This is a genomic window from Actinomadura vinacea, assembly GCF_039532545.1.
In the GTDB taxonomy this organism is placed as follows: Bacteria; Actinomycetota; Actinomycetes; order Streptosporangiales; family Streptosporangiaceae; genus Spirillospora; species Spirillospora vinacea.
Genome location: NZ_BAAARW010000050.1, coordinates 114253 through 138081 on the forward strand (window position 1 = coordinate 114253; position 23829 = coordinate 138081).

The 23829-nt window shown below is 73.7% G+C and carries 13 protein-coding genes; 8 read left to right on the top strand and 5 right to left on the bottom strand.

Annotated elements, in window-relative coordinates; genetic code table 11:
• Positions 1-33: 33 nt before the first annotated feature.
• Positions 34-1218 (top strand): amidohydrolase family protein, encoded by a 1185-nt coding sequence (locus ABD340_RS47135; RefSeq protein ID WP_344598656.1) that lies wholly within the window; start codon positions 34-36, stop codon positions 1216-1218.
• Positions 1219-1239: 21 nt separating this feature from the next.
• Here ABD340_RS47135 and ABD340_RS47140 read toward each other — a convergent pair whose 3' ends face one another.
• On the bottom strand, positions 1240-1656 hold the full coding sequence (locus ABD340_RS47140) for an acyl-CoA thioesterase (RefSeq protein ID WP_344598657.1): 417 nt from the start codon (positions 1654-1656) through the stop codon (positions 1240-1242).
• A 47-nt stretch (positions 1657-1703) separates the two neighbouring features.
• On the opposite strand from ABD340_RS47140, the gene ABD340_RS47145 reads away from it, so the two are divergent.
• The 7 genes from ABD340_RS47145 to ABD340_RS47175 all read left to right on the top strand — a co-directional run bounded on the left by ABD340_RS47145 (position 1704) and on the right by ABD340_RS47175 (position 18689).
• Positions 1704-5018: a DUF4132 domain-containing protein gene (locus ABD340_RS47145; protein WP_344598659.1), complete on the top strand. Its 3315-nt coding sequence runs from the start codon at positions 1704-1706 to the stop codon at positions 5016-5018.
• Between the two features lie 125 nt (positions 5019-5143).
• Positions 5144-8455, top strand: coding sequence for a DUF4132 domain-containing protein (locus tag ABD340_RS47150; protein WP_344598660.1), 3312 nt, complete (start codon positions 5144-5146; stop codon positions 8453-8455).
• Complete coding sequence (locus tag ABD340_RS47155; protein ID WP_344598662.1) at positions 8452-11868, top strand: DUF4132 domain-containing protein; 3417 nt, start codon at positions 8452-8454, stop codon at positions 11866-11868. Before ABD340_RS47150 ends, ABD340_RS47155 begins: the two co-directional genes overlap by 4 nt.
• A 38-nt stretch (positions 11869-11906) precedes the next feature.
• Positions 11907-13097: an ATP-binding protein gene (locus ABD340_RS47160; protein WP_344598664.1), complete on the top strand. Its 1191-nt coding sequence runs from the start codon at positions 11907-11909 to the stop codon at positions 13095-13097.
• Positions 13097-15511 carry a DUF5682 family protein gene (locus ABD340_RS47165; protein WP_344598666.1) on the top strand — a complete coding sequence of 805 codons (2415 nt, stop codon included), beginning with the start codon at positions 13097-13099 and terminating at the stop codon, positions 15509-15511. Before ABD340_RS47160 ends, ABD340_RS47165 begins: the two co-directional genes overlap by 1 nt.
• Positions 15508-16668, top strand: a complete 1161-nt coding sequence (locus ABD340_RS47170; protein WP_344598667.1) for a VWA domain-containing protein — start codon at positions 15508-15510, stop codon at positions 16666-16668. Before ABD340_RS47165 ends, ABD340_RS47170 begins: the two co-directional genes overlap by 4 nt.
• Positions 16665-18689: a hypothetical protein gene (locus tag ABD340_RS47175; RefSeq protein WP_344598669.1), complete on the top strand. Its 2025-nt coding sequence runs from the start codon at positions 16665-16667 to the stop codon at positions 18687-18689. Before ABD340_RS47170 ends, ABD340_RS47175 begins: the two co-directional genes overlap by 4 nt.
• A gap of 3 nt (positions 18690-18692) precedes the next feature.
• On the opposite strand, the gene ABD340_RS47180 is transcribed toward ABD340_RS47175, so the two are convergent.
• From ABD340_RS47180 to ABD340_RS47195, 4 genes are all read right to left on the bottom strand, one after another.
• A complete protein-coding gene (locus ABD340_RS47180; protein ID WP_344598671.1) occupies positions 18693-19646 on the bottom strand; it encodes an MBL fold metallo-hydrolase in 954 nt (317 codons plus the stop codon).
• Positions 19647-19658: 12 nt separating this feature from the next.
• A complete protein-coding gene (locus ABD340_RS47185) occupies positions 19659-20837 on the bottom strand; it encodes a vWA domain-containing protein (RefSeq protein ID WP_344598672.1) in 1179 nt (392 codons plus the stop codon).
• A gap of 1 nt (position 20838) precedes the next feature.
• Entirely contained in the window at positions 20839-22029 is a 1191-nt protein-coding gene (locus tag ABD340_RS47190) for an AAA family ATPase (protein ID WP_344598674.1), read from the bottom strand.
• Between the two features lie 133 nt (positions 22030-22162).
• Complete coding sequence (locus tag ABD340_RS47195) at positions 22163-23827, bottom strand: ankyrin repeat domain-containing protein (RefSeq protein WP_344598675.1); 1665 nt, start codon at positions 23825-23827, stop codon at positions 22163-22165.
• Positions 23828-23829: the final 2 nt, after the last annotated feature.

A 23829-nucleotide genomic window follows, 5' to 3' on the forward strand; every position in this document is an offset into this window, starting at 1 on the left:
CACGCTCGTCCCGGCGCACGCAAGGAGAGAAACATGATGGGGGACATGCGCCAAGAGACCGCGGACATTCTTCAGGAGATGGATATTCTGCGCCTTGTCGACCATCACTGTCACGGGGTTCTTCCAAGGGATCTTGGCCGTTCGGACTTCGAAGGCTTCCTCACAGAGGTCGCTGCCCCTTCACCTTTGGGCGGTACCCTTTTCGACTCGCAGATCGGGTTCGCGCTACGCCGATGGTGCGCGCCCGTACTGGACCTGGAGGCCCACGTATCGCCGGACGAGTACCTTGCCCGGCGGGCTGCGCTCGGTGCCGCGGAGGTGAACCGCCGCTTCCTGGCGGCCTCCGGTTTGGACGGGCTGTGCGTCGACACCGGCTACACCCCCGAGCCCTTGCTGGAGCCCGCCGAGCTAGGGGAGTTGGCCGGGGCACAGGGACACGAGATCGTACGGCTGGAAGACCTGGCCGAGAAGGTGCTCGCGGACGGCGTCTCGGCGTCCGCCCTCCCCGGCGAGGTGCGTAGCCGTCTGGCCGTACGCGCTGAGCATGCGGTGGGCGCCAAGTCCATCGCCGCCTACAGGGTGGGCCTGGAACTGTCCGGTGAACGTCCATCGGCGCAGGAGGTCAAGACCGCGGCGGAACGTCTCTACCGTCAGGCGGAGCGTGCACTTGCGGGCGGCAGCGGCCCACCCCGCATCGCGGACGAGACACTGCACCGCTTCCTGATCTGGTCAGCGGTCGACTGCGAAATGCCGATTCAGTTCCACATCGCCTACGGGGACTCAGATGTGGACTTGCACCGGGCGGACCCAGCCCGCCTGGCGCCGCTCCTACGGGAACTGGAGCCGACCAACACGCCAGTATTGCTGTTGCACAACTACCCGTACCAACGCCATGCTGGCTACCTCGCCCAGGTATTCAAGAACGTTTTCGTGGACCTCAGCCTGGCCACGCACAACGTCGGCCATCGCGCGCCCGCCGTCCTTGCGGAACTTCTAGAGCTGGCCCCCTTCGGCAAAGTGCTTTTCGCATCCGACGCCTACGGCCTGGCCGAGCACTACTACCTGGGCGCGCTGCTCTTCAGACGCAGCCTGGGACGGTTCCTGGACGAGGGCGTCGCGGAGGGGGCGTGGACGCGTTCGGACGCCGCACGCGTCGCACACCTCATCGCCTCGGAGAACGCCCGGCGGGTCTACAAACTGGACGACGCAGACCAGTAAGGCCGTCGGCCGTCGGCGAGCTCAGCTCAGTGCGGCGCGAACCTTCTCGGGCACAGGCACGGGTGTCGGCGACTCATGCTCGCCTGGCCGGATGCTGATGAAGACGAACTCGGCTATGCCGATCCGCCGCCCGGCCACCGCCATGTGCACCTCCACCTCGAACGACGACCGCCCCCACCGGGTCACCTGGGGGCGCAGGTCGACCACGTCGTGGACCCTGGCCGGGGAGTCCCATTCGATGGACGCCTTCTTGACCATGTAGTCGAACTCGTTCGGCAGATAGCCGTCGCTCAGCACCGCTTGGAGCCACATGTCCATGGTGTCGTCGAGGTAGGCGAAGTAGTTGGGGTTGAACACCACGCCCTGCATGTCGCAGTCGCCGTAGCGGACCCTGATCTGGTGGGTGAAACCTGCGCGCTCTGGCTGTTCGTCGGTCACGGATCCGACTCTAATTCTGTCGCTGGCCTCCTCTACCGTGGGGCGGCATGAGCGAGGACATCCTGGATCTTCCCGCCGCCTGGTCGCGCAGGCTGCACCCGCGGCGCGGCGGGGCGGCCGTCCCCGCGGTCACGGTCGACACCGCCGCCGGCGCCGCGGCGGCCAAGCTGGTCGGTGGTGCCGAGGCGGGCAGCGCGATCAAGGCCTCGCTGCGGTCCCCCGACAGCGAGCCGGAGGCGGTCGACGCCGGCCGCCGCCACCTGGCGGGCGACACCACCCCCCTCGGCGCGGCCGTTCTCGCCGCCATCGTCGTCGGGCGCAGGAGCGAGGGCTACATCCGGGTGTTCGAGCAGTTCACCGACTCATGGATCACCGATCACGGGCTGCCCTTCGCGGCCTGCGCCCTCACCGAGATGACCCGGCTGTCGGCCGGCTTCTATTACCGGGGATACCACAACGTCGACCCCAAGGCCGTCACGTTCCTGCGGCCTGACGAGCACTCTTACCAGTTCTGGCAGGCGCGGCACGCCGTGCGCAAGGTGCGCGCCCTGCTGGTGGCGACCGGCGGCGACGAGTACGAGGAGACGGGCAAGCGCCTGGCCGATCACCGTGGCGCTCCGCCCCAGCAGGCCATGGCGTCCTATCTCGTTCCGACCCGCCTCGACTGGGTGGAGGAGTGCTGTGCCAACGCGCCCTCGAGCGGCTGGCATTTCGCCTTCTGGCCGCTGTGGTGCGCGCTGAGTTCTCCCGAGCACCTCGACCTGCTCGGCGCCCGGCTGCCGTTCGGGTTCGCCGAGGCGCAGACCGACATCCTCGCCACCGTCCTCGAAGGCGTGGGCCCGTCGATCGCGCCGCACCTGGTCAAGGCCCTGGACGATGACCACATCGACGCCGACGGGCGCAAGCTCCTCCTCCAGACGCTCGGGATGCTCCCTACGGACGAGGCGTTCCAGAGCCTAGTGGAGCGGATCGAGGCACCCCACGTCCAGGCCGCCGCGGCCGCGGCGTCCCAGCGCTTTCCGCGGCGGGCGCTGCGGCTGCTGCCCCCGGCGTCCGCGGCCAAGCCCGCCGGTCTGGCCGCCGAGTTGCTGCGCGGCCATGTGGCCGCCCATGACGACCTGGTCGAGGAGGTGCTGCCCGGCCTGCCCGACCCGGCCCGCCGGGCACTGGAGTCGATCGTGCAGGCCATGGCACGGTCGCCTGAGGCGCCGCCGGAGGCGCTGCCGCCGGTACTGGCCTCGCCGCCCTGGGCCGGTCGCCGCAAGGCGGCCAAGCCGACGATCATCGCCGGGCTGGAGCCGCCCGACCTGCGTTCGGTGTCCTGGGCCGCCGGAGAGCGCGAGCGCTGGGCGGCCGACGACGGCACACGCTGGCGGTTCCAGGAGCCGTGGCCCACCATGGTCCGGAAGTTCGCCAAGTTGGGCGGGTACAGCCAGGCAGGCCTGTTCCTCCATGGCCCCGAGGACCTGGTGCGGCCCCTGCTCGCGACTTGGAAACCCCAGCACATTTGGTACGCGGCGGACTGGATCCGCCCGATCGCGGCGCGTTTCGGGCTCGACGCGCTGCCCCTCGTGCTGCGCGTCGCGCAGGCCGGCCCCGCCGAATCCGGCAACGCTCTGCTGCCCTTCCTCGACCCCGAGGTCGCGGTGCTCCAGGCGAGATGGCTGATGCGCCTCAAGAAGGGCCGCGAGCACGCCCTTGCCTGGTTCGAACGGCACGGTCTCGAGGCCGCAATGATGCTCGTCCCGGACGCGCTGGGCAAGCCCGGGCCGGTGCGAGCCAACGCCGAGGGAGCGCTGCGCCTCCTCGCCGCCGCACAAGGCACGGCCGAGGTCGTCGAGGTCGCCCGCAGGTACGGCGACGAGGCCGGCGAGGCGGTCGCGCGGCTGCTGGCGTCCGACCCGCTGGAGGTCCTCCCGGCGCGGATCCCCAAACTTCCCGACTGGGCCGATCCGCTCGTCCTTCCGCAGGTGCTGCTGCGCGGTCGCGAGCGCGCTCTGCCGGGGGAGGCGATCGGCCATCTGCTGACGATGCTGGCGATGTCCAAACCCGACGACCCCTATCCCGGTGTCGGGATCGTCCGCGACGCCTGCGACCCGGACTCGCTGGCCGAGTTCTCCTGGACGGTGTTCCGCCGCTGGCAGATGCACGACTCGCCCTCCAAGGACGGCTGGGCGCTCGACCAGCTGGCCCGGTTCGGCGATGACGAGACGGTGCGGCGCCTCACCCCGGTCGTCCGCGCCTGGCCGGGCGAGGGGGGCCACTCCAAGGCCGTGAAGGGCCTGGACATCCTGGCCGCCATCGGCACCGACACCGCGCTCATGCACCTGCACGGCATCGCGCAGAAGGTGAAGTTCAAGGGCCTCAAGACGCGCGCTCAGGAGAAGATCCAGCAGGTCGCCGAGCGCCTGGAGCTGACCCCGGAACAGCTTGCCGACCGGTTGGTTCCCGACTTCGGGTTGGACGCCGACGGCAGTATGACGCTCGACTACGGCCCGCGTCGCTTCACCGTGGGTTTCGACGAGCAGCTCAAGCCGTACGTGACCGACGAGGACGGCAAGCGGCGCAAGGCGTTGCCCAAGCCCGGCGCCAAGGACGACGAAGAACTGGCACCCGCCGCCTACAAGCGGTTCGCGGGCTTGAAGAAGGACGTGCGCACGGTCGCCGCCGACCAGATCAGGCGCCTGGAGTCGGCCATGGTGACCGGCCGCCGCTGGACACCGGAGCAGTTCAGCGAACTCTTCATGAATCACCCGCTGGTGTGGCACATCGTCCGGCGGCTGGTGTGGGCCGCCGAGCATGACGGCGTCACCACCCTGTTCCGCATCGCCGAAGACCGCACCCTCGCCGACGTGGACGACGACGAGATCTCCCTGCCCGCGGGCGCCGAGGTCCGGATCCCGCACCCGCTGCGTCTGGCCGGACGGCTGGACGCGTGGGCCGAGGTCTTCGCCGACTACGAGATCGTGCAACCGCTCCCGCAGCTCGGCCGCGCCGTCCACACCCTGCCGGAGGACGGGCTGTCCCGCTTCGAGAAGATCAAAGTGCCGGTCGGTGCGCTGCTCGGGCTGCAGCGGTTCGGCTGGGAACGCGGAGAGCCGCAGGACGCCGGCGTCGAGGCCTGGATGACCCGTCCGCTCGGCTCCGGCCGCCATGCCACCCTCTGGCTGAATCCCGGAATCGTCGCAGGGCACCCCGACGCGTTCCCGGAGCAGACGATCGAGAGCGTCGAGGTCGGCGACTCGCCATACGGCCGCTGGTGGTACGGCGACACCGGGGAAGCCGTCACCGATCTCGACCCGGTCGACCTGTCCGAGCTCCTGGCCGTCCTCACCGCCCTGAGCGACTCCGCCCTCCCCTGATCCGCACGCCGACGCCCGCGTCGAGGATCTTCTCCACTTCCCGGCCCGGGACGCGGAGACCGGCCGGATGGATGGTTGGTGAAGTTCCGGCGGTTTGTCGGAGACCTGCTCTACGGTGGGGCGACATGGAAGATCAGCTCATTCCGGACGAGAACGCCCTGGTGATCCCGGACGCCTGGCTGCCGTCGCTGCACCCGCGGCGCGGCGGGGTGGCGGTGCCGGAACCCGCGATCTCGCAGTCGGCGGCCAAGCGGGTGGCGGACAAGGTCGCCAAGGGCGCGTCCGGGATCGAGCAGGCGCTGTCCTCGGCGGAGAGCGATCCGGAGCTGGCCGCGCGGGGCCGCGCGCACCTGGACGGCACGGCCGATCCGGCGGGCGCGGCCGTGGTCGCCGGGCTGAGCGGCGACCAAGGGACCTACTGGGACGATCCGCGCGGCGCCTACACATTCGTGGACGCCTGGGTCGCCGCGCACGGCGCCGCCTTCGCCGCCCGTGCCTTCGCCGAGATGTGCGACCTGGCGGTCGGCCTCGAGTACGGGTATGCGCATCGGCCGCTGTGGGTGCGGCCCTGGAATGTGGGCTTGAACCGGCCGTGGGCCCGTTTCGAGCGGCAGGCCGGCCGACGGGTGCGGGCGTTCCTGGCGGCCGCGGACGAGGCCGAGCACGTGCGGGCCGAGGCGGGTCTGGCGGACTTCCGGTCGACGCGGCGGCGCCGGTTGGTGGCCGCCTACCTGATGCCGTCCCGGCGCGACTGGGTGAAGGAGTGCCTCGCCGAACCGCTGGACGACATACTGGAGCAGGAGATGCTGCTCTGCTCGGTGACGGCGGAGCACCTCGACGCGCTCGATGGTCGGCTTTCCGGCACCTGGGCCGACGACGTCGTCTACACGCTGGTCGAGGGCGCCGGGACGAGGGCCGCGCCGCTGCTGGCGGCCGTCGCCGACCTCGGCTTCGAGCGCGGCCCGGCGCTGGAGGCCCTCGCCGTGCTCCCGTCCGACGAGGCCCAAGCGCTCCTGGTCGACAGGATCGAGCAGCACGACGTCCGGGACGCGCTGCTGGCCGCGGCCGAGCGGTTCCCGGTCCGGACGACCTGCGTGCTGGCGCGGGCGGCCGCGCCGCGGGCCGGTGAGCTGCTGACCGCGATCCTGCGGCTCGGCCCCGACCTGTCCGCGCTGCCCGCGGACGTCCGCGAGGTCGCCGACGCGCTGGCCGCCGCCGATGTGCGCGTCGAGGAGGCGCCCCCCGGGGCGCTGCCCGGGCTGCTGGTGGATCCGCCCTGGACGCGCCGGGACGAGCAGGCCGAGCCGGTGGTGATCAAGGGGCTGGCGCCACCGGACGGGCGGACGGTCCGGTGGGCGGACGGCGAGCGGGAGCGGTGGGCCCGGTCGGACCGGTTCCGTGACCGCGTCGACGAGGACATCGACTGGGCCGGCCGTCTGGACCTCTTCCGGGAGCGCCGCGGCTCCATCAGCGATCTGTTCGAGGCCGCGGTCCACGCCCCGGACGAGCTGGTACGCCCGTTGCTGCCCGAGTGGGGGCGCTACTACGTCTGGCAGCCGCACGATCGGATCAAGCCGGTCGCGGCCCGGTTCGAGGCCGACGCCCTCCCGCTGCTTGTGCACGTCGCCCGGGAGAACTCCACCGGCAACGCCGGGCTGCTGCTGCCGTTCCTGGACGCTCCCGTCGCCCGGCTGATGGCCGAGTGGAACAGGCGGCGCAAGACGACGCGGGCCGTGGCCCGCGAGTGGTTCGGACGTCATGGCGTGGCCGCGGTGCCGATGCTCGTCCCGGCCGCGGTGGGCAAGCCGGGGCCCGGGCGCCTGGACGCTGAGGCGGCGTTGCGGCTGGTGGCGTCCCTGCACGGCACCGAGGCGGTCGTCGAGGCCGCGCGCCCGCATGGTGACGAGGCCGCGGACGTCGTGGCGGAGCTGCTGTCCGTCGACCCGGCGGGGGTGCTGCCCGCGGAACGGCCGATGCCCCCGATCTGGGCGGGCGCGCATCTGCTTCCGCAGGTGCTGCTGCGCGAGCGTGAGCACGCGCTGCCGCTGAAGGCGGTCGATCACCTGGTGACGATGCTGGCGGCGTCCCAGCCGGGTGAGGTGCATCCGGGCGTGGAGACGGTCCAGGAGCTGTGCGATCCGGCGTCGCTGGCCGAATTCGCGTGGGCGGTCTTCGAGGAGTGGCGGTCGGCGGGCATGCCACCCGAGCACGCGTGGGCCCTGCACGGGCTCGGCTGGCTCGGGGACGACGAAACGGTGCGGCGGCTCACTCCGGTGATCCGCGCGTGGCCGGGGGAGGGCGGCCATCACCGGGCCGTCGCCGGGCTGGACGTGCTCGCCTCCATCGGCTCCGACACCGCGCTGCTGCACCTGCACGGGATCGCGCAGCGGGTGAAGTTCAAGGGGCTGAAGTCGCGTGCGCAGGAGAAGATCGCCGAGGTGGCGGCGGGGCTGGGTCTGGGGCCGGAGGAGCTGGCCGACCGGTTGGTGCCCGATTTCGGGTTGGACGCCGATGGCAGCCTGACGCTTGACTACGGTCCGCGCCGGTTCACCGTAGGTTTCGATGAGCAGCTCAAGCCGTTCGTCATGGACGAGGACGGCAAGGCCCGCAAGGCGTTGCCCAAGCCCGGTGCCAAGGACGACGACAAGCTTGCGCCCGAGGCCCACAAGCGGTTCGCGGGCCTGAAGAAGGACGTGCGCACGGTAGCCGCCGACCAGATCAAGCGGCTGGAGTCGGCGATGCTGACGGGCCGCCGCTGGCCGCCCGAGGAGTTCCGCCGCTTCTTCGTCGACCATCCGCTGATGTGGCACATCGCCCGCCGCCTGGTCTGGACCGCCGAGGATCCCGCGACCGGCACCGCCGTGGCGTTCCGGATCGCAGAGGACCGCACTCTCGCCGGTGTGGACGACGAAGTCCTGACCCTGCCGGAGCCGTCCCGGATCGGGGTCCCGCACCCCCTGAACCTGGCTGAGCGGGAGCGCGCGGCCTGGGCGGACATCCTGTCCGACTACGAGATCATGCAGCCGTTCCCGCAGCTGGGCCGGACCGTGCACGCGCTCACCGACGAGGAGCGGGCGTCCGGGCGGCTGGAGCGCTTCGAAGGGTTCACGGTGCCGGTGCACGCGGTGCTGGGCCTGGTGCGGCGCGGCTGGGACCGCGGCGTGCCGCTGGACGCGGGCGGCGAGCGGTGGATCTCCCGCAAGGTCGCCCCCGACCGGTACGTCATCATCGATCTCAAGTACGGGATCACCGTCGGCGACGTCGAGGGCAGCGGCCCGCAGACCCTCGAGTACGTCTGGATCGGCGACCGGCCCCAGGACTTCCACCGGGGGAGAGGGACCCCGCACACCTTCGGCGAGCTGGACCCGCTGATCGCGTCCGAGGTGCTCGACGACCTGACCCACCTGACCGCGACGACCGAGGAGACCGGCCCGTGACCGCTGGCACGCAGAATCCGGACACAGCCGTGCGCGACGAGGACGCGCTCGCCTTCCCGGAGGGCTGGCGGCGGCATCTGCATCCGCGGCGCGGCGGCGCGCCCGGTCCGCAGATCAAGGTCGCCAAGGGCGCGCCGGACAAGGCGCGGGCGTACGTCGAGCAGACCGGGGACGCGCTCGAAGCGCTGCTGGCGGGCCGGCACGGCGACCAGGACCTGACCGAGCGGGCGCGGCGGTATCTGGCGGGCGAGGCCGATCCGGCGGGCGCCGTCGTCGTGGCCCTGGTCACGGGAATGGAGCAGGCGAGCATCGGCGTCGGCGTCCCGGAGCTGTTCAGGACGTTCGCGGACGCCTGGTTCCTGGAGCACGGTCCGGCCTTCGCCGCGTGCGCCGTCGTCGAGTTCGCCTCGGTCCGCGTCGACCGGAAAGGGCCGGACGGTCCCTGGAAGGGCACGTGGATCGGCGCTCGCCGCGTCGACGGCACGGTGTTCAGGGACGATGTGTCCGAGTGCGCCCGGCGGGTGCGCGGCCTGCTGGCGGTCGCGGGCGACGCGGAGTACCAGGCGGCCGTGGACCGGCTGGCGGGCATGCGCGACACGGTCGGGCGCCGGCTGGCGGTGTCGTACCTGGTCCCGACCCGGCACGACTGGGTGGACGAGTGCTGCGCGGCGCCGCACCCCGCCTACCCGCACGGCGTCCTCGACACCACCCTGCTCAACACGATCGGCACCGCCGAGCACGTGCGGGTGCTGGGCAGCCGCACCATATTGAGCTGGGGCGAGTGCACGCTGGGCCTGCTGGCGACGCTGCTCGACGGTCTCGGCACGGACGTGCTGCCCGTCCTCCTCCTGTCGCTGGACCGGGGGACTCTGGACGCCTCCGACCGCAAGCGGCTGCTGGAGGTCATCACGCTGCTGCCCGGTGACGAGCCGTTCCAGGCGCTGATCGACCGGCTTGACCAGAAGCACGGGGAGAAGCACGTCCGGGCCGCGCTGCTGGAGGCGATGAACCGTTTCCCGGCCCGCGCGATCAGGCTGCTGGCCGCCGCCGCGGCCGAGTACCGGCCTCGGGGCGGTCCCCGGTCCGCGGCCGTCGCACGGGAACTGCTCGCCGGCCACCTGCCCGCCCATCCGGAGCAGGCCGAGGCCGTTCGCGACGGGCTGCCCGAGGAGAGCCGGGCGGTGCTCGCGTCGCTCGCCGAGTCGTTGGCGCGCGTGCCGGACGCCCCGGTGGACGCTTTGCCGTCCGTGCTGGTCGATCCTCCGTGGACGCGCTCCAGGAAGGCCGCCAAGCCGGTCGTCGTCCAAGGGCTGCCCGTTCCCGGGGAGCGGAGCCTGCGGTGGGCCGAGGGCGAGCGGCAGGCCTGGGACGTGCCCGCCCCGCTGCGCTGGGGCCCTCCCAGGCCGCCCGACGACGACTGGACGAAGGTGGCCGAGCGCTACCACAGCGGGAAGCGGAGCCACTACGACGCGGCCCGGCTGATCAGGGACGCGCCCGACGACCTGGCCCTGCCGGTGCTGGCCGAGTGGGAGGGTTTCACTTACTGGGACGCCGACGACATGCCCTGGATGAGGTCGGTCGCGGCCCGGCACGGGCTGAACGCGCTGCCGCTGGCGATGCGGGCCGCGCGGCAGAACCCCGGCACCTGCGCCAAGCTGCTGCTGCCCTACCTGTCGGCCGAGGTCGCGGCGCTGATGGCCGACTTCCTGGCACGGGTCAAGTCGGCCCGGCAGACGGCGATACCGTACTTCGAGCGGCATGGGCCGGCGGCGGCGCGGCTGCTGGTCCCGGCCGCGCTGGGCAAGGCGGGGCCGGCGCGACGGCAGGCGGAGGGCGCGCTGGTGCTGATCGCCGCCCGCGCCGGCGCCGATGAAGTCGTGGCGGCCGCGCGCGAGTACGGCGGCCAGGCCGCGGACGCGATCGCGGCGCTGCTGGCCGCCGATCCGCTGGACCGGCTTCCCGCCGCCAAGCCGAGGGCGGTCGACTGGGCCGACCCGAGCAGGCTGCCGCAGGTGCTGCTGCGCGGGCAGGAGCGCGCCCTTCCGGCGGGGGCGGTCGTTCATCTGGTCACGATGCTGGCGATGTCCAAGCCCGGCGAGGTGTACGCGGGCGTCGACGTCGTCCGCGAGGCGTGCGACACCGGGGCGCTGGCCGGGTTCGCGTGGGCGCTCTTCCAGGAGTGGGAGATGCGCGGAGCGCCGTCCAAGGACGGCTGGGCGCTGGAGCAGCTGGCCTGGCTCGGCGACGATGAGACGGTGCGCCTGCTCACCCCGGTGATCCGCGCGTGGCCGGGGGAGGGCGGCCACAGGAAGGCGGTGAACGGCCTGGACGTGCTCGCCTCCATCGGCTCCGACACCGCGCTGCTGCACCTGCACGGCATCGCGCAGAAGGTGAAGTTCAAGGGGCTGAAGTCGCGTGCGCAGGAGAAGATCGCCGAGGTGGCGGCGGGGCTGGGGCTGGGGCCGGAGGAGCTGGCCGACCGGCTGGTGCCCGATTTCGGGTTGGACGCCGATGGCAGCATGACGCTCGATTACGGTCCGCGCCGTTTCATCGTGGGTTTCGACGAGCAGCTCAAGCCGTTCGTGACCGACGAGGACGGCAAACGACGCAAGGCGTTGCCCAAGCCGGGCGCCAAGGACGACGACGAGCTGGCGCCCGAGGCCTACAAGCGGTTCGCGGGCCTGAAGAAGGACGTGCGCACGGTCGCCGCCGACCAGGTCACCCGGCTGGAGTCGGCGATGGTGTCCCAGCGCCGCTGGACGGCCGACCAGTTCCGGACCCTGTTCGTCGAGCACCCCCTGATCTGGCACGTCGCCCGGCGGCTGGTGTGGCTGGCCGAGCACGAGGGCCGCGCGTTCCCGTTCCGGATCGCCGAGGACCGCACCTTCGCCGATGCCGGCGACGACGCGCCGGACCTCCCGGACGGGGCGTCGATCGGCATCGCCCATCCCCTCGACCTGGGCGGGGAACTGGACCGCTGGTCGGAGGTCTTCGCCGACTACGAGATCATGCAGCCGTTCCCGCAGCTGGGCCGGGACGTGCACGCGCTCACCGAGGAGGAGCGGGCGGCGGACGCGCTGGTGCGGTTCGAGAGCCTCAAGGTGCCGGTGCACACGGTGCTGGGCCTGGTGCGGCGCGGCTGGTCGCGCGGGCAGCCGCTGGACGCGGGCGGCGAGCGGTGGATCTCCCGCCCGGTCCCCGGCGGGCTGCACGCGGTGATCGGCCTGAACCCGGGCATCATCGTCGGCAACGTCGACCAGAGCGGCGACCAGGTCCTCGACCACGTCTGGGTCAGCGACGTGCCGACCGACCACTACTTCCGGCAGCACCGGCACACCTTCGGTGAGCTGGATCCGGTGACCGCCTCGGAGGTCCTGGCCGACCTCTCCTGGCTGGCCGCCGCCGCGCTCTGACAACCGGCAGAACGAAACGAGAAGGAAAAGAAGAGACGATGACCGCAGAGACGGCGGACGCCGCGGCCAAGACGGCCAGGGCGACCAAGGCGAGCAAGGCGACGAAGGCCGGCAAGGCCGCGGGCGCGGCGGGCAGGAAGGGAGCGGCGGACCAGCTGCAGCGGCCGCCCGCCGAGGTCCGGTTCGCCGACGAGCTGGCGCGCCTGCGCGAGGACGACACCGCGCCCCGCCCGCCCGGCTGGGCGCTCAGCCTGGAGGCGGCCCGCCGCTTCATCGTGGGCGACCCGGAACGCGGCGTGCGGCGCAAGTTCGTCGGCGACCCGTCGCTGATCGACCGGGCGCTGGTCGCGCTCGCCACCAGCCGCGGGCTGATGATGGTGGGCGAGCCCGGCACCGCCAAGTCGCTGCTGTCGGAGCTGATCGCGGCGGCCGTCAGCGGCGACTCCACGCTCACCATCCAGGGCGGCGCGGCCACCACCGAGGACCAGATCAAGTACTCCTGGAACTACGCGCTGCTGGTCTCCGAGGGCCCCTCCAACCGGTCGCTGGTGCCCGCGCCGCTGCTGCGCGGGATGGCCGAGGGCAAGGTGGTCCGGTTCGAGGAGATCACCCGCTGCCCGCTGGAGGTGCAGGACTCGCTGCTGTCCCCGCTGTCCGACCGGGTGCTGGGCATTCCCGAGCTGACCGGCCCGGACGCGATGGTCTTCGCCCGCGAGGGCTTCAACATCATCGCCACCGCCAACACCCGGGACCGCGGCGTGAACGAGATGAGCGCCGCGCTCAAGCGCCGGTTCAACTTCGAGACCGTGTTCCCGATCGCCGACTTCGCCACCGAGCTGGACCTGGTGGAGGGCGAGGCCGCGCGGCTGCTGGAGCAGTCCGGCGTCGGGGTCGCGCCGCGGCGGGACGTCTTGGAGGTGCTGGTCACCACCTTCCGGGAGCTGCGCAGCGGGAAGACGGCCGGCGGGGAGTCGATGGACCGGCTGACGACCGTCATGAGCACCGCGGAGGCGGTGTCGGTGGCGCACGCGGTCGGGATCCGCGGCTGGTTCCTGCGCGGCGAGGAGGGCAATGCCGCCGACATCGTGGAGTGCCTGGCCGGCGCCGGCGCCAAGGACAGCCCGGACGACCTCGCCCGGCTCCGCCGCTACCTGGAGCAGCAGGCGCCGCGCCGCGGCGGCGAGCAGTGGCGCGCCCTGCACGCCGCCCGCCACAGGCTGCCGGGCTGATGGCCGTGCCGACCGCCCGCCGCACGGCGGAGATCACCTATATCGGGGTGCGGCACCACAGCCCCGCCTGCGCCCGGCTCGTGCGGGAGGTCGTCCGGCGGCTGCGGCCCGCGTACGTGCTGGTCGAGGGCCCCGCCGACTTCAGCGCCCGGCTGGGGGAGCTGCTGCTCGGCCACGACCTGCCGATCGCGATCTTCAGTCACTACCGGGACGAGGCGCGAGTGCACGCGTCCTGGTCGCCGTTCTGCGCGTACTCGCCGGAATGGGTCGCGATCAACGAGGGCCGGGCGTGCGGCGCCGAGGTGCGCTTCATCGACCTGCCGGCCTGGCATCCGGCGCTGGCCGGGCGGCGCAACCGGTACGCCGACGCCGACGAGCGCTACGCCGAGGTGAACGAGCGGCTCTGCCGGTCGTTCGCGGTGGACAACAGCGACACCCTCTGGGACCACATGTTCGAGGGCGCCGGCGAAGAGGCCGCCGGCGGCGCGGAGTCCGCGGCCATGGACTCCCTGGAGGAGCGGCTGGCGGCCTACTTCGATCTCGTGCGCGGCGAGTCCGAGGCCGGGCCGGACGACACCGAGCGCGAGGCGTACATGGCCCGCTGGGTCCGCGCGGCGGCGGCCGACGCGGACGGCCGGCCGGTCGTGGTGGTCACGGGCGGCTTCCACCGTGCCGCGGTGCGCCGCCTCGTGGAGGGCGGGGACGCCGACCCGGACGGGGGATGGCCGGAGGTGCCGCTGCCGCCCGAGGGCGCGATCGGCGGCAGCTACCTGGTGCCGTACTCCTTCGAGCGGCTGGACGCCTTCACCGGCTACCAGTCCGGGATGCCCTCCCCCGAGTACTACCAGCGGCTGTGGGAGGGCGGTCCGGCGGCGGCCGCCGCCGGGCTCACCGAGATCGTGGTGAACCGGCTGCGCAAGCGCCGCCAGCCCGTCTCGACCGCCGACCTGATCGCCGCCCGCACGCTCACCGACGGGCTGGCGCGGCTGCGCGGGCATCATGCCCCGGCCCGCACCGACCTGCTGGACGGGCTGGTCGCTGCGCTGGTCACCGACGACCTCGAACAGCGGCTGCCGTGGACGTCCCGCGGGCCGCTCGCCCCGGGCGCGCACCCGGCGGTGGCGGAGATGGTCGCGGCGCTGAGCGGCGACCGGGTCGGCAGGCTGCGTCCGGGCACCCCCGCGCCGCCCCTGGTGGCCGACGCGATCAACGAGCTGGAACTGCTCAAGCTCGACGGCGCGGGCGAGGTGACGGTGCGCCTGGCCGATGACAAGGGGCTGCGGCGCAGCCGTGTCCTGCACCGGCTCCGGGTGCTGGGCATTCCCGGGTTCACGCGGGTGTCGGGCCCCGACACCGGCGCCGAGCCCGTGCTGGAGGAGCGCTGGACGCTCGCGCCCGGCGACCACCGGCTGCCCGCGCTGATCGAGGCGGGCGCGTACGGCGCGAGCCTCCTGGACGCGGCCGCGGCCGTCCTGGAGGAAAAGGTCCTCCAGGCGGGGAGCGATGTCGGGCGGCTCGCCTCGGTGCTGTTCGACGCCGCGCTGTGCGGCTGCGCCGACCTGTCCGACCGGATCGCCGAGACGATCGCCGCGGCCATCGCGGGCGCCTCGGAACTGGGCGGGCTCGGCGAGGTCCTCGGGGTCACGCTGGGCCTGTGGCGGCACGACCGGCTGCTGGGCACGGCCGGCAGCCCGCTGTTCGGACGGGTCGTCGCCGGCTGCGTGACCCGCGTGCTGTGGCTGGTGGAGGGCATGCGCGGCGGGCCCGCCGCGGCCGATCCGCCGCGGCTGCACGCGCTCGCCGCGACCCGGGACGCGCTGCTGCACGCGGCCGCGCCGCTGGGCCTGGACCGCGATGCCGCGCTCGCCGTCGCCGCCCGCGTGAGCGCGTCCACCGACGCGCCCCCCGACCTGCGCGGCGCCGCCTTCGGGCTCGGCTGGTCGCTGGGCCAGGCCGGTGACCCGGTGCGGGCGCTGCTGGGCGCGGCCCAGCCGCAGACCATCGGCGACTGGCTCGCCGGGCTGTTCGCCCTGGCCCGCGACGAGGTCTTCGCCGAGGAAGAAGGCAGGGAGCCCAGCGCGGACGGCGAGGGCGGTGAGGACGCGAACGGGCGGGGCGTCTTGGCCGTGCTGGACGGGCTGATCGTCAGGATGTCCGAGGAGGACTTCCTGATCGCGCTTCCCGCGCTGCGCCAGGCGTTCGAGTTCTTCCCGCCGCGCGAGCGCGAGGCGATCGCCAAGCGGCTGCTGGAGCGGCGCGGGCAGCGCGGCTCGGGCCGCGCCCTGCTGCGCGCCGACCGGGACCCGATGCTGGTCGCCGCGGGCCGGGCGCTGGAGGAGAAGGTGGACCGGCTGCTGGCGGCGGAGGGCCTGGCCGCGGCGGGAGCCGTGCACGGATACAGGGAGACGTCATGATTAACCCCGATCCGGGGCTCGAACGCTGGCGGCTGGTCCTGGGCTCGCCCGCGGAGCCGTGCACCGGCGGGCTCGACGGCGACGCGGCCGGCCGCGACCGGGCGCTCGGCTGGCTGTACGGGCGCGACTCCGACCTGGAGGAGCGCGGGGTGCGCCGCGGCGGCCTCAAGCCGTCCGGCGACCGGTCCGACGACCGGGCCGGCGGCAGCGGCCCCTCGGAGCTCACGACCGTCGACTGGCTCGACGACGTGCACCGGCTCTTCCCGAAGGAGACCATCGAGCGGCTGGAACGCGACGCGGTCGAGCGGTACGAGATCCACGAGGTGGTCACCGACCCGTCCGTGCTGGAGCGGATCGAGCCCAACCCGACGCTGCTGCGCGCCGTGCTGCGCACCAAGCACCTGATGAACCCCGAGGTGCTGGCCCTGGCCCGGCGCATCGTCGAGAAGGTCGTCGAGGAACTGCTGCGCAAGATGGCCACCGAGGTGCGGCAGGCGTTCCACGGCACCCGGTCGCGGCGGCCGAGCCGGTGGAAGCAGGCCCGCAACTTCGACTTCCGCGCCACCATCCGCGCCAACCTCGGGCACTACCAGCCGGAGGAGAAGAAGGTCTACATCGAGGAGCCGCGGTTCCTGTCCCGGACCAAGCGGCAGCTCGACCAGTGGCAGATGATCCTCATCGTGGACCAGTCGGGCTCGATGGTCGGATCGGTGATCCACTCCGCGGTCACCGCCGCCTGCCTGTGGGGGCTGCCCGGCCTGAAGACCCATCTGATCGCGTTCGACACCAGCGTGGTGGACCTGACCTCCGATGTGACCGACCCGGTCGAGCTGCTGATGAAGGTGCAGCTCGGCGGCGGCACCGACATCGCGCGGGCGGTCGACTACGGTGCCGGGCTGATCGAGAACCCGCGCCGCGCCATCGTCGCCGTCGTCACCGACTTCTACGAGGGCGGCGACCCGTACCGGCTCGTCCGCACGGTGAAGCAGATGGTGGAGCAGGGCACCCACGTGCTCGGCCTGGCCGCGCTGGACGAGGACGCCAATCCGTCCTACGACCGCGACCTGGCGCAGCGGCTCGCCAACGTGGGCGCCCAGGTCGGCGCGATGACGCCCGGGGAGCTCGCGGAGTTCGTCGCGGAACGGATCGGCCGATGATCCGCACCGACCTGCTGGCACTGACCCCCGAGTCGCTCGCGGCCCTCGCCAACCGCGGGCTGGTCAAGCGCGCCACCAAGGACCTGGACGCCGGCAACGCGCCGGAGGTGAGCGTCGAGGACGACGGCTCCGTGCGCGGCGCGTTCCCCGACGGCGTGCAGACCACCCTGCCGGGCGGGGGCGGCCTCGAAGGCGCGTCCTGCACGTGCGCGGCCACGGGCGTGTGCCGCCACCAGGTCGGCCTCGTCCTGGCCTACCAGCGGCAGGCGCCCGCCGACGAGACGCCCGCCCAGGAGTCCGCCGACTCGCGGGAGGAGCCCGCGGACGGCACGCCCGCCGCGGACGAGCCCGCCTTCACCGACTGGTCGCCCGGCGGGTACGACGACGAGGCGCTCGTCCGCGTGCTGGGAGAACGCCCGGTCACGGCGGCGCGCCGGACGTTCAGGTCCGGGTACGCCGCGCGGGTGCACCGGCCGACCGCCGCCGACCCGGTCGCGTCCGTGGAACTGCCGACCTGCACCGTCCGGTTCCTGGTGCCGCACGAGTTCGGCTACGTGCACACCGACGCCGTCGCGACCATGCGCGGCGAGGTCGTCGCGCTCGCGGTCTGGGCGTTCCGCACCGCCGACGAGCAGGGCCTCGCCGGCTCCGACGTCCGTGTCGACGTGGGCGGCAAGGGGACGGGCGGAGCGGCCGGCGGGTCCGGCCTCGAATCCGCGCTGGGGCTCGTCGACCAGGTGCTCCTGGACGGCGCGATGCACGCCGGGCCGGTACTGGGCACCGCGCTGCACCGCACGTCCCGCGAGCTCACCGGCAAGAACCTGCACTGGCCCGCCGCCGCGGTCGACGACATCGCCGGGCAGCTGGCCGCCTACCGCGAGCGCGGCGCCGCGCACGAGCCCGAACGGCTCGCCGCGCTGCTCGCCGAGGTGCACGCCCGGCACCGGGCGGCGCTGCACGACGGCGGCACCCCGCGCTCGCAGGTGCTCGGCACCAACGAGACCGCCGAGACCCCGCTGCGCCGGGTCCGGCTCACCGCGCTCGGCTGCCGCGTCGGCGGCACGGACGAGGAGCGCACCGCCGACGTCTTCCTCGCGCACGCCGGCTCCGGCATCGTCCTGGTGCTCAAGCGGCGCTGGGCGGTCACCGAAGGCCAGCCGCTGACCGGCGGGGAGCTGGCCGGGCGCCGGGTCTCGGGCGCGCCGCTGCGCGCGCTGGCCACCGCCAACGTCGTCTCCGAGAACGCCACCCGCAGCCCCAGCCGGATCGTGCGGCTGGGCACCGGCCGGGTGTCCAAGACGTCGGTGACCCCGGTCGGCACGGCCTGGGGCGACCTCCCCGGCACCGTCCTCGCCCGCGACCTGCTGGAGCTGGAACGGGAGATGGACGCCCTGCCCACCCGGCTCGTCCGGCCCCGCGTGGCCGCCGAGTTCGTCCGGGTCGTCGAGATCGCCGAGGTCAAGGAGGTGGGCTACCTGCCGGGCGCGCAGCGGCTCGAGGCGATCTTCCGCGACTCCGCGGGCACCGTCGCCGCCGTGTCGGCGGCGTTCTCGCCGCACTGCCCGGGGGCGCTGGACGAGCTGGCCGGGGCGCTCGCCGGCGACCGGGGCGAGCCGCTCTACGTCAGCGGCTCGGTCCGGCGCTCCCGCGGCATGCTGATCGTCGACCCGGTCGCGGTCATGACGACCGAGGGCGTCGTGGTCCCCGACCTGGCGGCCGGCGACGGCAGCGGGGCGCTCGAGGCGTACACCGAGCAGGAGGGCGACCCGCTGAGCACGGCGCTGGCCGGGGCGCTGGACGTCTGCGCCGACGCCGCGCACCGCGGGCTGCGGCACGTCCCGCACGGCACCCGCGCCCGCGTCGACCGGGCCGCCGGCGAGCTGCGCGCCACCGGGCTGGGCACCACGGCCGACGCGCTGGCCGCCCTGGCCGCCGCCCTGGACGGCGACGACACCGAGCGGACCGTCGCGGCCTGGGTGGACACCCAGCTGCGGCTGATCACGGCGATGGATCTGCGGTGATTGTCAGACGCGGCAGGTGAGCGGCTTGCCGCCGTTGTAGGTGACCATGTCGGACAAGGCGGCGGGCACGTCGATGACGGCGCCCAGCGGCTCGCCGTCCAGTTCCGAGTAGGCGCGGTGCAGGTTGCCGACGATCCGCTCGCGGTCGGTCAGGTCCGCGTACGGGCCCAGGTCGGTCTCCCGCGCGGCCTCCAGCGGCGACAGGCCCGCCGCCCTGCCCGCCTCCGCCGTCGCCTGGACGAACCGCAGGTAGCCCAGCACCGTGCCGATCAGCTCGGGCCCGGCCACCGGCCCGTGCCCCGGCACGATCGTCTCGGCGTTCAGCGGCGCGACGACCTCCTCCAGCACTTTGATCGAGCCCGCGATCGACCCCTGGACCAGGAACGGGGTGCCGCCGTTGAACAGCAGATCGCCGCAGAACAGCAGGCCCTTCTCGGGGATCCAGAGGACCGAGTCGTTGGTAGTGTGCGCCGGGGTCCCGACGTGCCGCACCTCGCAGCGCAGATCGTCCACCCAGAGCGTGACCCCGTCGGTGTAGGTGAGGAACGGCGGCTCCAGCGCGAACTCGCCCCAGTCGACGTCGGTCCAGATCGGCGCGGCCACGGGCTCGCCCCAGGCCAGCGCCGCGGCGCGGGTCTCCTCGTGCGCGACGATGGTCGCGCCGCCGAACAGGTGGTTGCCGAAGGTGTGGTCGCCGTGGTGGTGGGTGTTGACCAGGGTCCGCACCGGCCGGTCGGTGACCGAGCGGATCGCCTCCAGGTAGGCGCGGGTGCGGCGTTCGGTAGAGCAGGAGTCCACGCTGACCACGCCCCGGGAGCCCACCAGGAAACCGGTGTTGTTGATCCACCAGGTGCCGTCGGGCTGGAGGTAGGCGAAGACGCCGTCGCCCACCTCCTCCAGCCGGGGCGGCCCGGGGACGGTGATCGGGGTGGCCGAGCCGTGCTCGCTGCTGCTCATCGGGGGAGAGTACTACCGGACCGGCTCGCCCAGCGGAACCGCTTCCGCCCAGGCCGGCGGGGACGGCGGCGAGTCGCCGACGAGCACGGCGATGAGGCGGCACGTCGTGGGCTCCTCTGGCCAGGGCGTGTAGCCGTCGGTGAGGACGATGACCACGTTCGGCCGGTCCCGCGAGGCCAGCGCGCGTTCGATGCCGACCCGCATGTCGGTGCCCCCGCCGCCGCCCAGCTCGACCTGGTCGGCCGAGGTCACCCGGGACACCGCGTGCACGTCGGCGTCGCAGGCCAGCACGCTGACCCGGTTGCCGCGCACGCCGACCTCGCGCAGCACCCCGGTCACCTCCGCCATCGCGGCCGCCAGATCGTCCTCGCCCATCGACCCGGAGGTGTCCACCACGATCGCGACGCGCGGCAGCGGGCGGCGCAGCGACGGCAGCACCACGCCGCGCATCGCCGCCGTCCGCCGGGACGGCCGCCGGTAGGTGTAGTCGACCGCGCCGCCGGCCCAGGCGACCGCCTCCCGGACCGCGCCCGCCAGCATCCGCCGCCAGTCGACGGTCGGCTCCAGCACCTCCTCCGCCCAGCGCCGCCAGCCCGCCGGGACGCTGCCGCGGGAGCGCTCGTGCGCGCGGATCGCCTCGGCCGTGGCGCGCCGCAGCGCGTCCGCCTCGACCGGGCTGACGCGCGGCAGACCGGGCCCGTCCTGGTCCCACGGCGCGGCCACGCCGTGCGCCCCGGACCCGCAGTCGGGGTGGTGGTCCTGGGGCGGGATGTCGGGCAGGTACGCCTCGAAGAGCCGCCCGTCCTCCAGCCCGAACAGGCCGGGCGTCATCCGGCCCTCCGGCAGCGGCAGCCCGTCGGCCAGCAGGTCGTCGTTGATCTCGCAGTCCTGGGCGATGTTGACCCGGCCCCGGTCGCGCTGGTCGGCGGCGGGCAGCCGCGACGCGCGGCCGTGGTGGTCGCGCAGCAGGTGCGCCACCTCGTGGATCCAGACCCCGGCCAGCTCCGTGACGGGTGTCGCGGCCACGAACGACGGCGAGACGTAGCACCGCCAGTGCCGGTCGACGCCCATCGTCGGCACCCTGCCGCTCGGCACCACCGACAGCGAGTACAGCGCCGACGCCAGGTAGGGGCGGTCGTTCGCGGCGCGGTAGCGGGCGGCCAGCAGCTTGGTGCGGTCGAGCCCGGACATGTCAGTGCCCGCCCGGCATGGCGCCGGACAGCTGCAGGATGTCGATGAACCCGTCGATCCCGCCGGGCACGGGCCAGTCGGTGTCGCGCAGCACGGCCAGGTCGGCGGCGGCCCGCGCGGCGACGTCCGGGACGCCCGCGTCGACCGCCTTGGCCAGCACCACCCAGCCGGCCTCCCACCGCCGCCGGCTCAGGTTCCCCTGGACGGCGGCGACCACGGCGGTCAGGAAGGCCAGCTGCCGGTCCCCGCGCTCGGGCAGCGCGAACGCCTCCGGGTTGGCCAGCACCCGGTCGGGGTCGGGCAGGTCCAGCTCGTCCAGGTAGGACAGCAGCTCGATGCCGGCGCCGTCGCCGATGGCCCCGACCACAGCGGCCGACAGGCCCTCCTGGCCCGCGTCCGTCGCGTACCCGACGGCCAGCAGCCGCAGCGCCATCTCCCAGGTGCGCGGCGACGGCCACGCCCCGCCCCGCCCCTCCGCGTCGGCGGGCAGGTGGTGCGCCAGTCCGGGCCGCGCGGTGAGGAAACCGGAGATCGCCCCGCGCGCCCGGGCGACCGCGCCGGACGCCTTCCCCGGATCCACCACCGGGATCGACACCGACGGCCAGGTCCCCGCCATGCCGCGCGCGACCGTGCGCGGCTCGTGCGTCCAGTGCAGGTGGACGAACCGGTTGGCCAGCGGCGGGCTCAGATGCCAGCCGTCGGCGGCGCTGGAGGGCGGGTTGGCGGCCGCGACCACCCGGACCGGCTCGGGCAGCGACAGGCTCCCCACCCGGCGCTCCAGCACGACCCGCAGCAGCGCCGCCTGCACGGCGGGCGGCGCCGACGACAGCTCGTCGAAGAAGACCAGCCCGCGGCCCGCGGCGGCGAGCCGCACCGCCCAGTCCGGCGGTGCCATCGGGACGCCGGTGGTGGCCGGATCATCCCCGATGATCGGCAGCCCGGCGAAGTCGGACGGCTCGTGCACGCTGGCGATGACCGTCTCCAGCGGCACGTCCAGCCGGGCGGCCAGCTGCTCCATGCCCGCCGACTTCCCAATGCCCGGCTCGCCCCACAGCAGCACCGGCAGGTTCGCCGCCACCGCGAGCGCGAGCGCCTCCAGCTGCGGGTTCTCCGACGGCTCGGTCCGCGACGCGCGGGTCCGCGCGTTCAGCTCGTCCGCTGCGGCCAGCGGATCGGAGGAAAGGGGGTCCAACGGTCGTCCTCCAGGTTAGGGCTTTCTCGTTTCTATGGCGCACCCGGCCTACCACAAGCCTCCGTCAGTACCGACTCGATGTCCGGCTGAAGGCCGCGGACCGCACAGCGGATCCGCTCCGCCAGGAAACCGGTCATTCGTCGTCGTCACTCCACCAGCGGCCGCCGAGGCCGGGGCATTCCCGGGCGAGCCGGTCGGTGAGCCAGCCGAGATCGGTACGCCCGGTCCGCCCGATGAGATCGACCAGCGCCCACTCCAGCTCGTCGACCACATCGATCCGGGCCCCGGCGTTCACCAGCGCCCGGACCAGCGCCTCCGAGCCGTGATCGCCGACGGCCATGTGCAGCGGCGTGCGGCCGTTCTGGTCCTTGGCCTCCAGGTCGAGCCCGGCCTGGAGGAGGCGGGGCAGCAGTTCCTCGTGGTCGAGCATGTGGAGCGTGTGCAGGAGCGTGCGCTTGCGGCCGTCGCGGACCCGGGGATCGGTTCCAGCGTCCAGGAGCCGCAGCACGCCAGGGGCGTCGCCGTGCTGGACGCGCTGGAACAGCTCTTGCCGTTGGGCGCGCAGCGCGCGGGGGAGCCGCCCGCCGTGGCCGGTCCAGGCGTGCCGTACGGCGAAGCAACCGGCCGTGGCCCCGCCGAGAGCCTGGAGCGCGGACTCGCGCTGGATCTCCTCGTCGGTGTGGGGGAGCCGAAGTCCGCCGTCGTGGGCGTGGATCCGGTGCCATTCGCCGCGGCAGCGGACGCGTACCGGTTCGGGCGGTCGCGGGCCGGGCGGGCCGACGGGGCCGTCCGGTGCCGGGCGCGCGGGGAAGAGCGCGGAGCGGACCAGCGGGTGCAGCTCCTCGGGCGTGATGTGCCCGCCGCGCAGCAGGTCCAGATCCGGGAGCCGGCGCCAGTGGGCCTCCGGGACGATCGGCGCGCCTTGCACCTTCATCCGCTCCACCACCTTGATCCGCAGGCCGTCGTCCGCCTCGACCAGGACCGTGGTGGGCCATCCGCTCGGGATCTGGTGGCTCCCGCCCGTGCCGGACGGGGAGAGCAGGCGGAGCTCGGCGGCCAGCCGGGTCAGCGCCAGCGGGAGCGTCGCCAGGATCGCGTGCGGGTCCCGTGCCCGGTAGTAGTGCGGAAGGTCCGGTGCCGACAGGTCGAGGCCGATGCCCGCGGCGTCGAACGCGGCCTCGACCTCGCCCCGGTCGAGAAGCGCGGTGACCCGCTCGGCGAGCCCGGCCGGATCGTCACCGGACGGCTCCCCGGCGGCGCGGGGAGTGCCGTCGGGGTCGAAGAACGGGGCGCGGTCGCCCCCACCGCAGCGTGCGAGCAGCTCACCGGAACGGCGGACGTCCCAGAAGTGCCGTGCGGCGGCCCAGCTCTGCTCCGACGCGCGGTAGAACTGGTCGGGCTCGGCGGTCATGCCGAAGCGCAGCGTCAGATGCTGGGGCCCGTCGGCCATCGTGGGCGTGGTGACGTGGAGCGACCGCCCGTCGCCGTGCTCGGACAGGACGATCGACACGTGGGTGGCGAGCGTGCTGCGGCCCTGGCAGGGCCGGGGCAGGTGCCAGCGCAGCAGGTCGGGCGCCAGGTGCAGCAGGTCGTCGCGTACCGCGGCGGCGACGTCGGCGCCGTGCTCGCGGGCGATGTCCGCCGGGTCGAGCTCGACCCTGATCCGCGCGGCGGCGCACGCCCCCGCCCAGTCGCCGGCCAGCCGCCGCTCGGTGGCCCGCTCGATCATCCAGCGGGGCACCGCGTAGCGGCGGATCCGCCGCCAGTCGGCCAGGTCCTGGGCACGGTGATCGATCATTC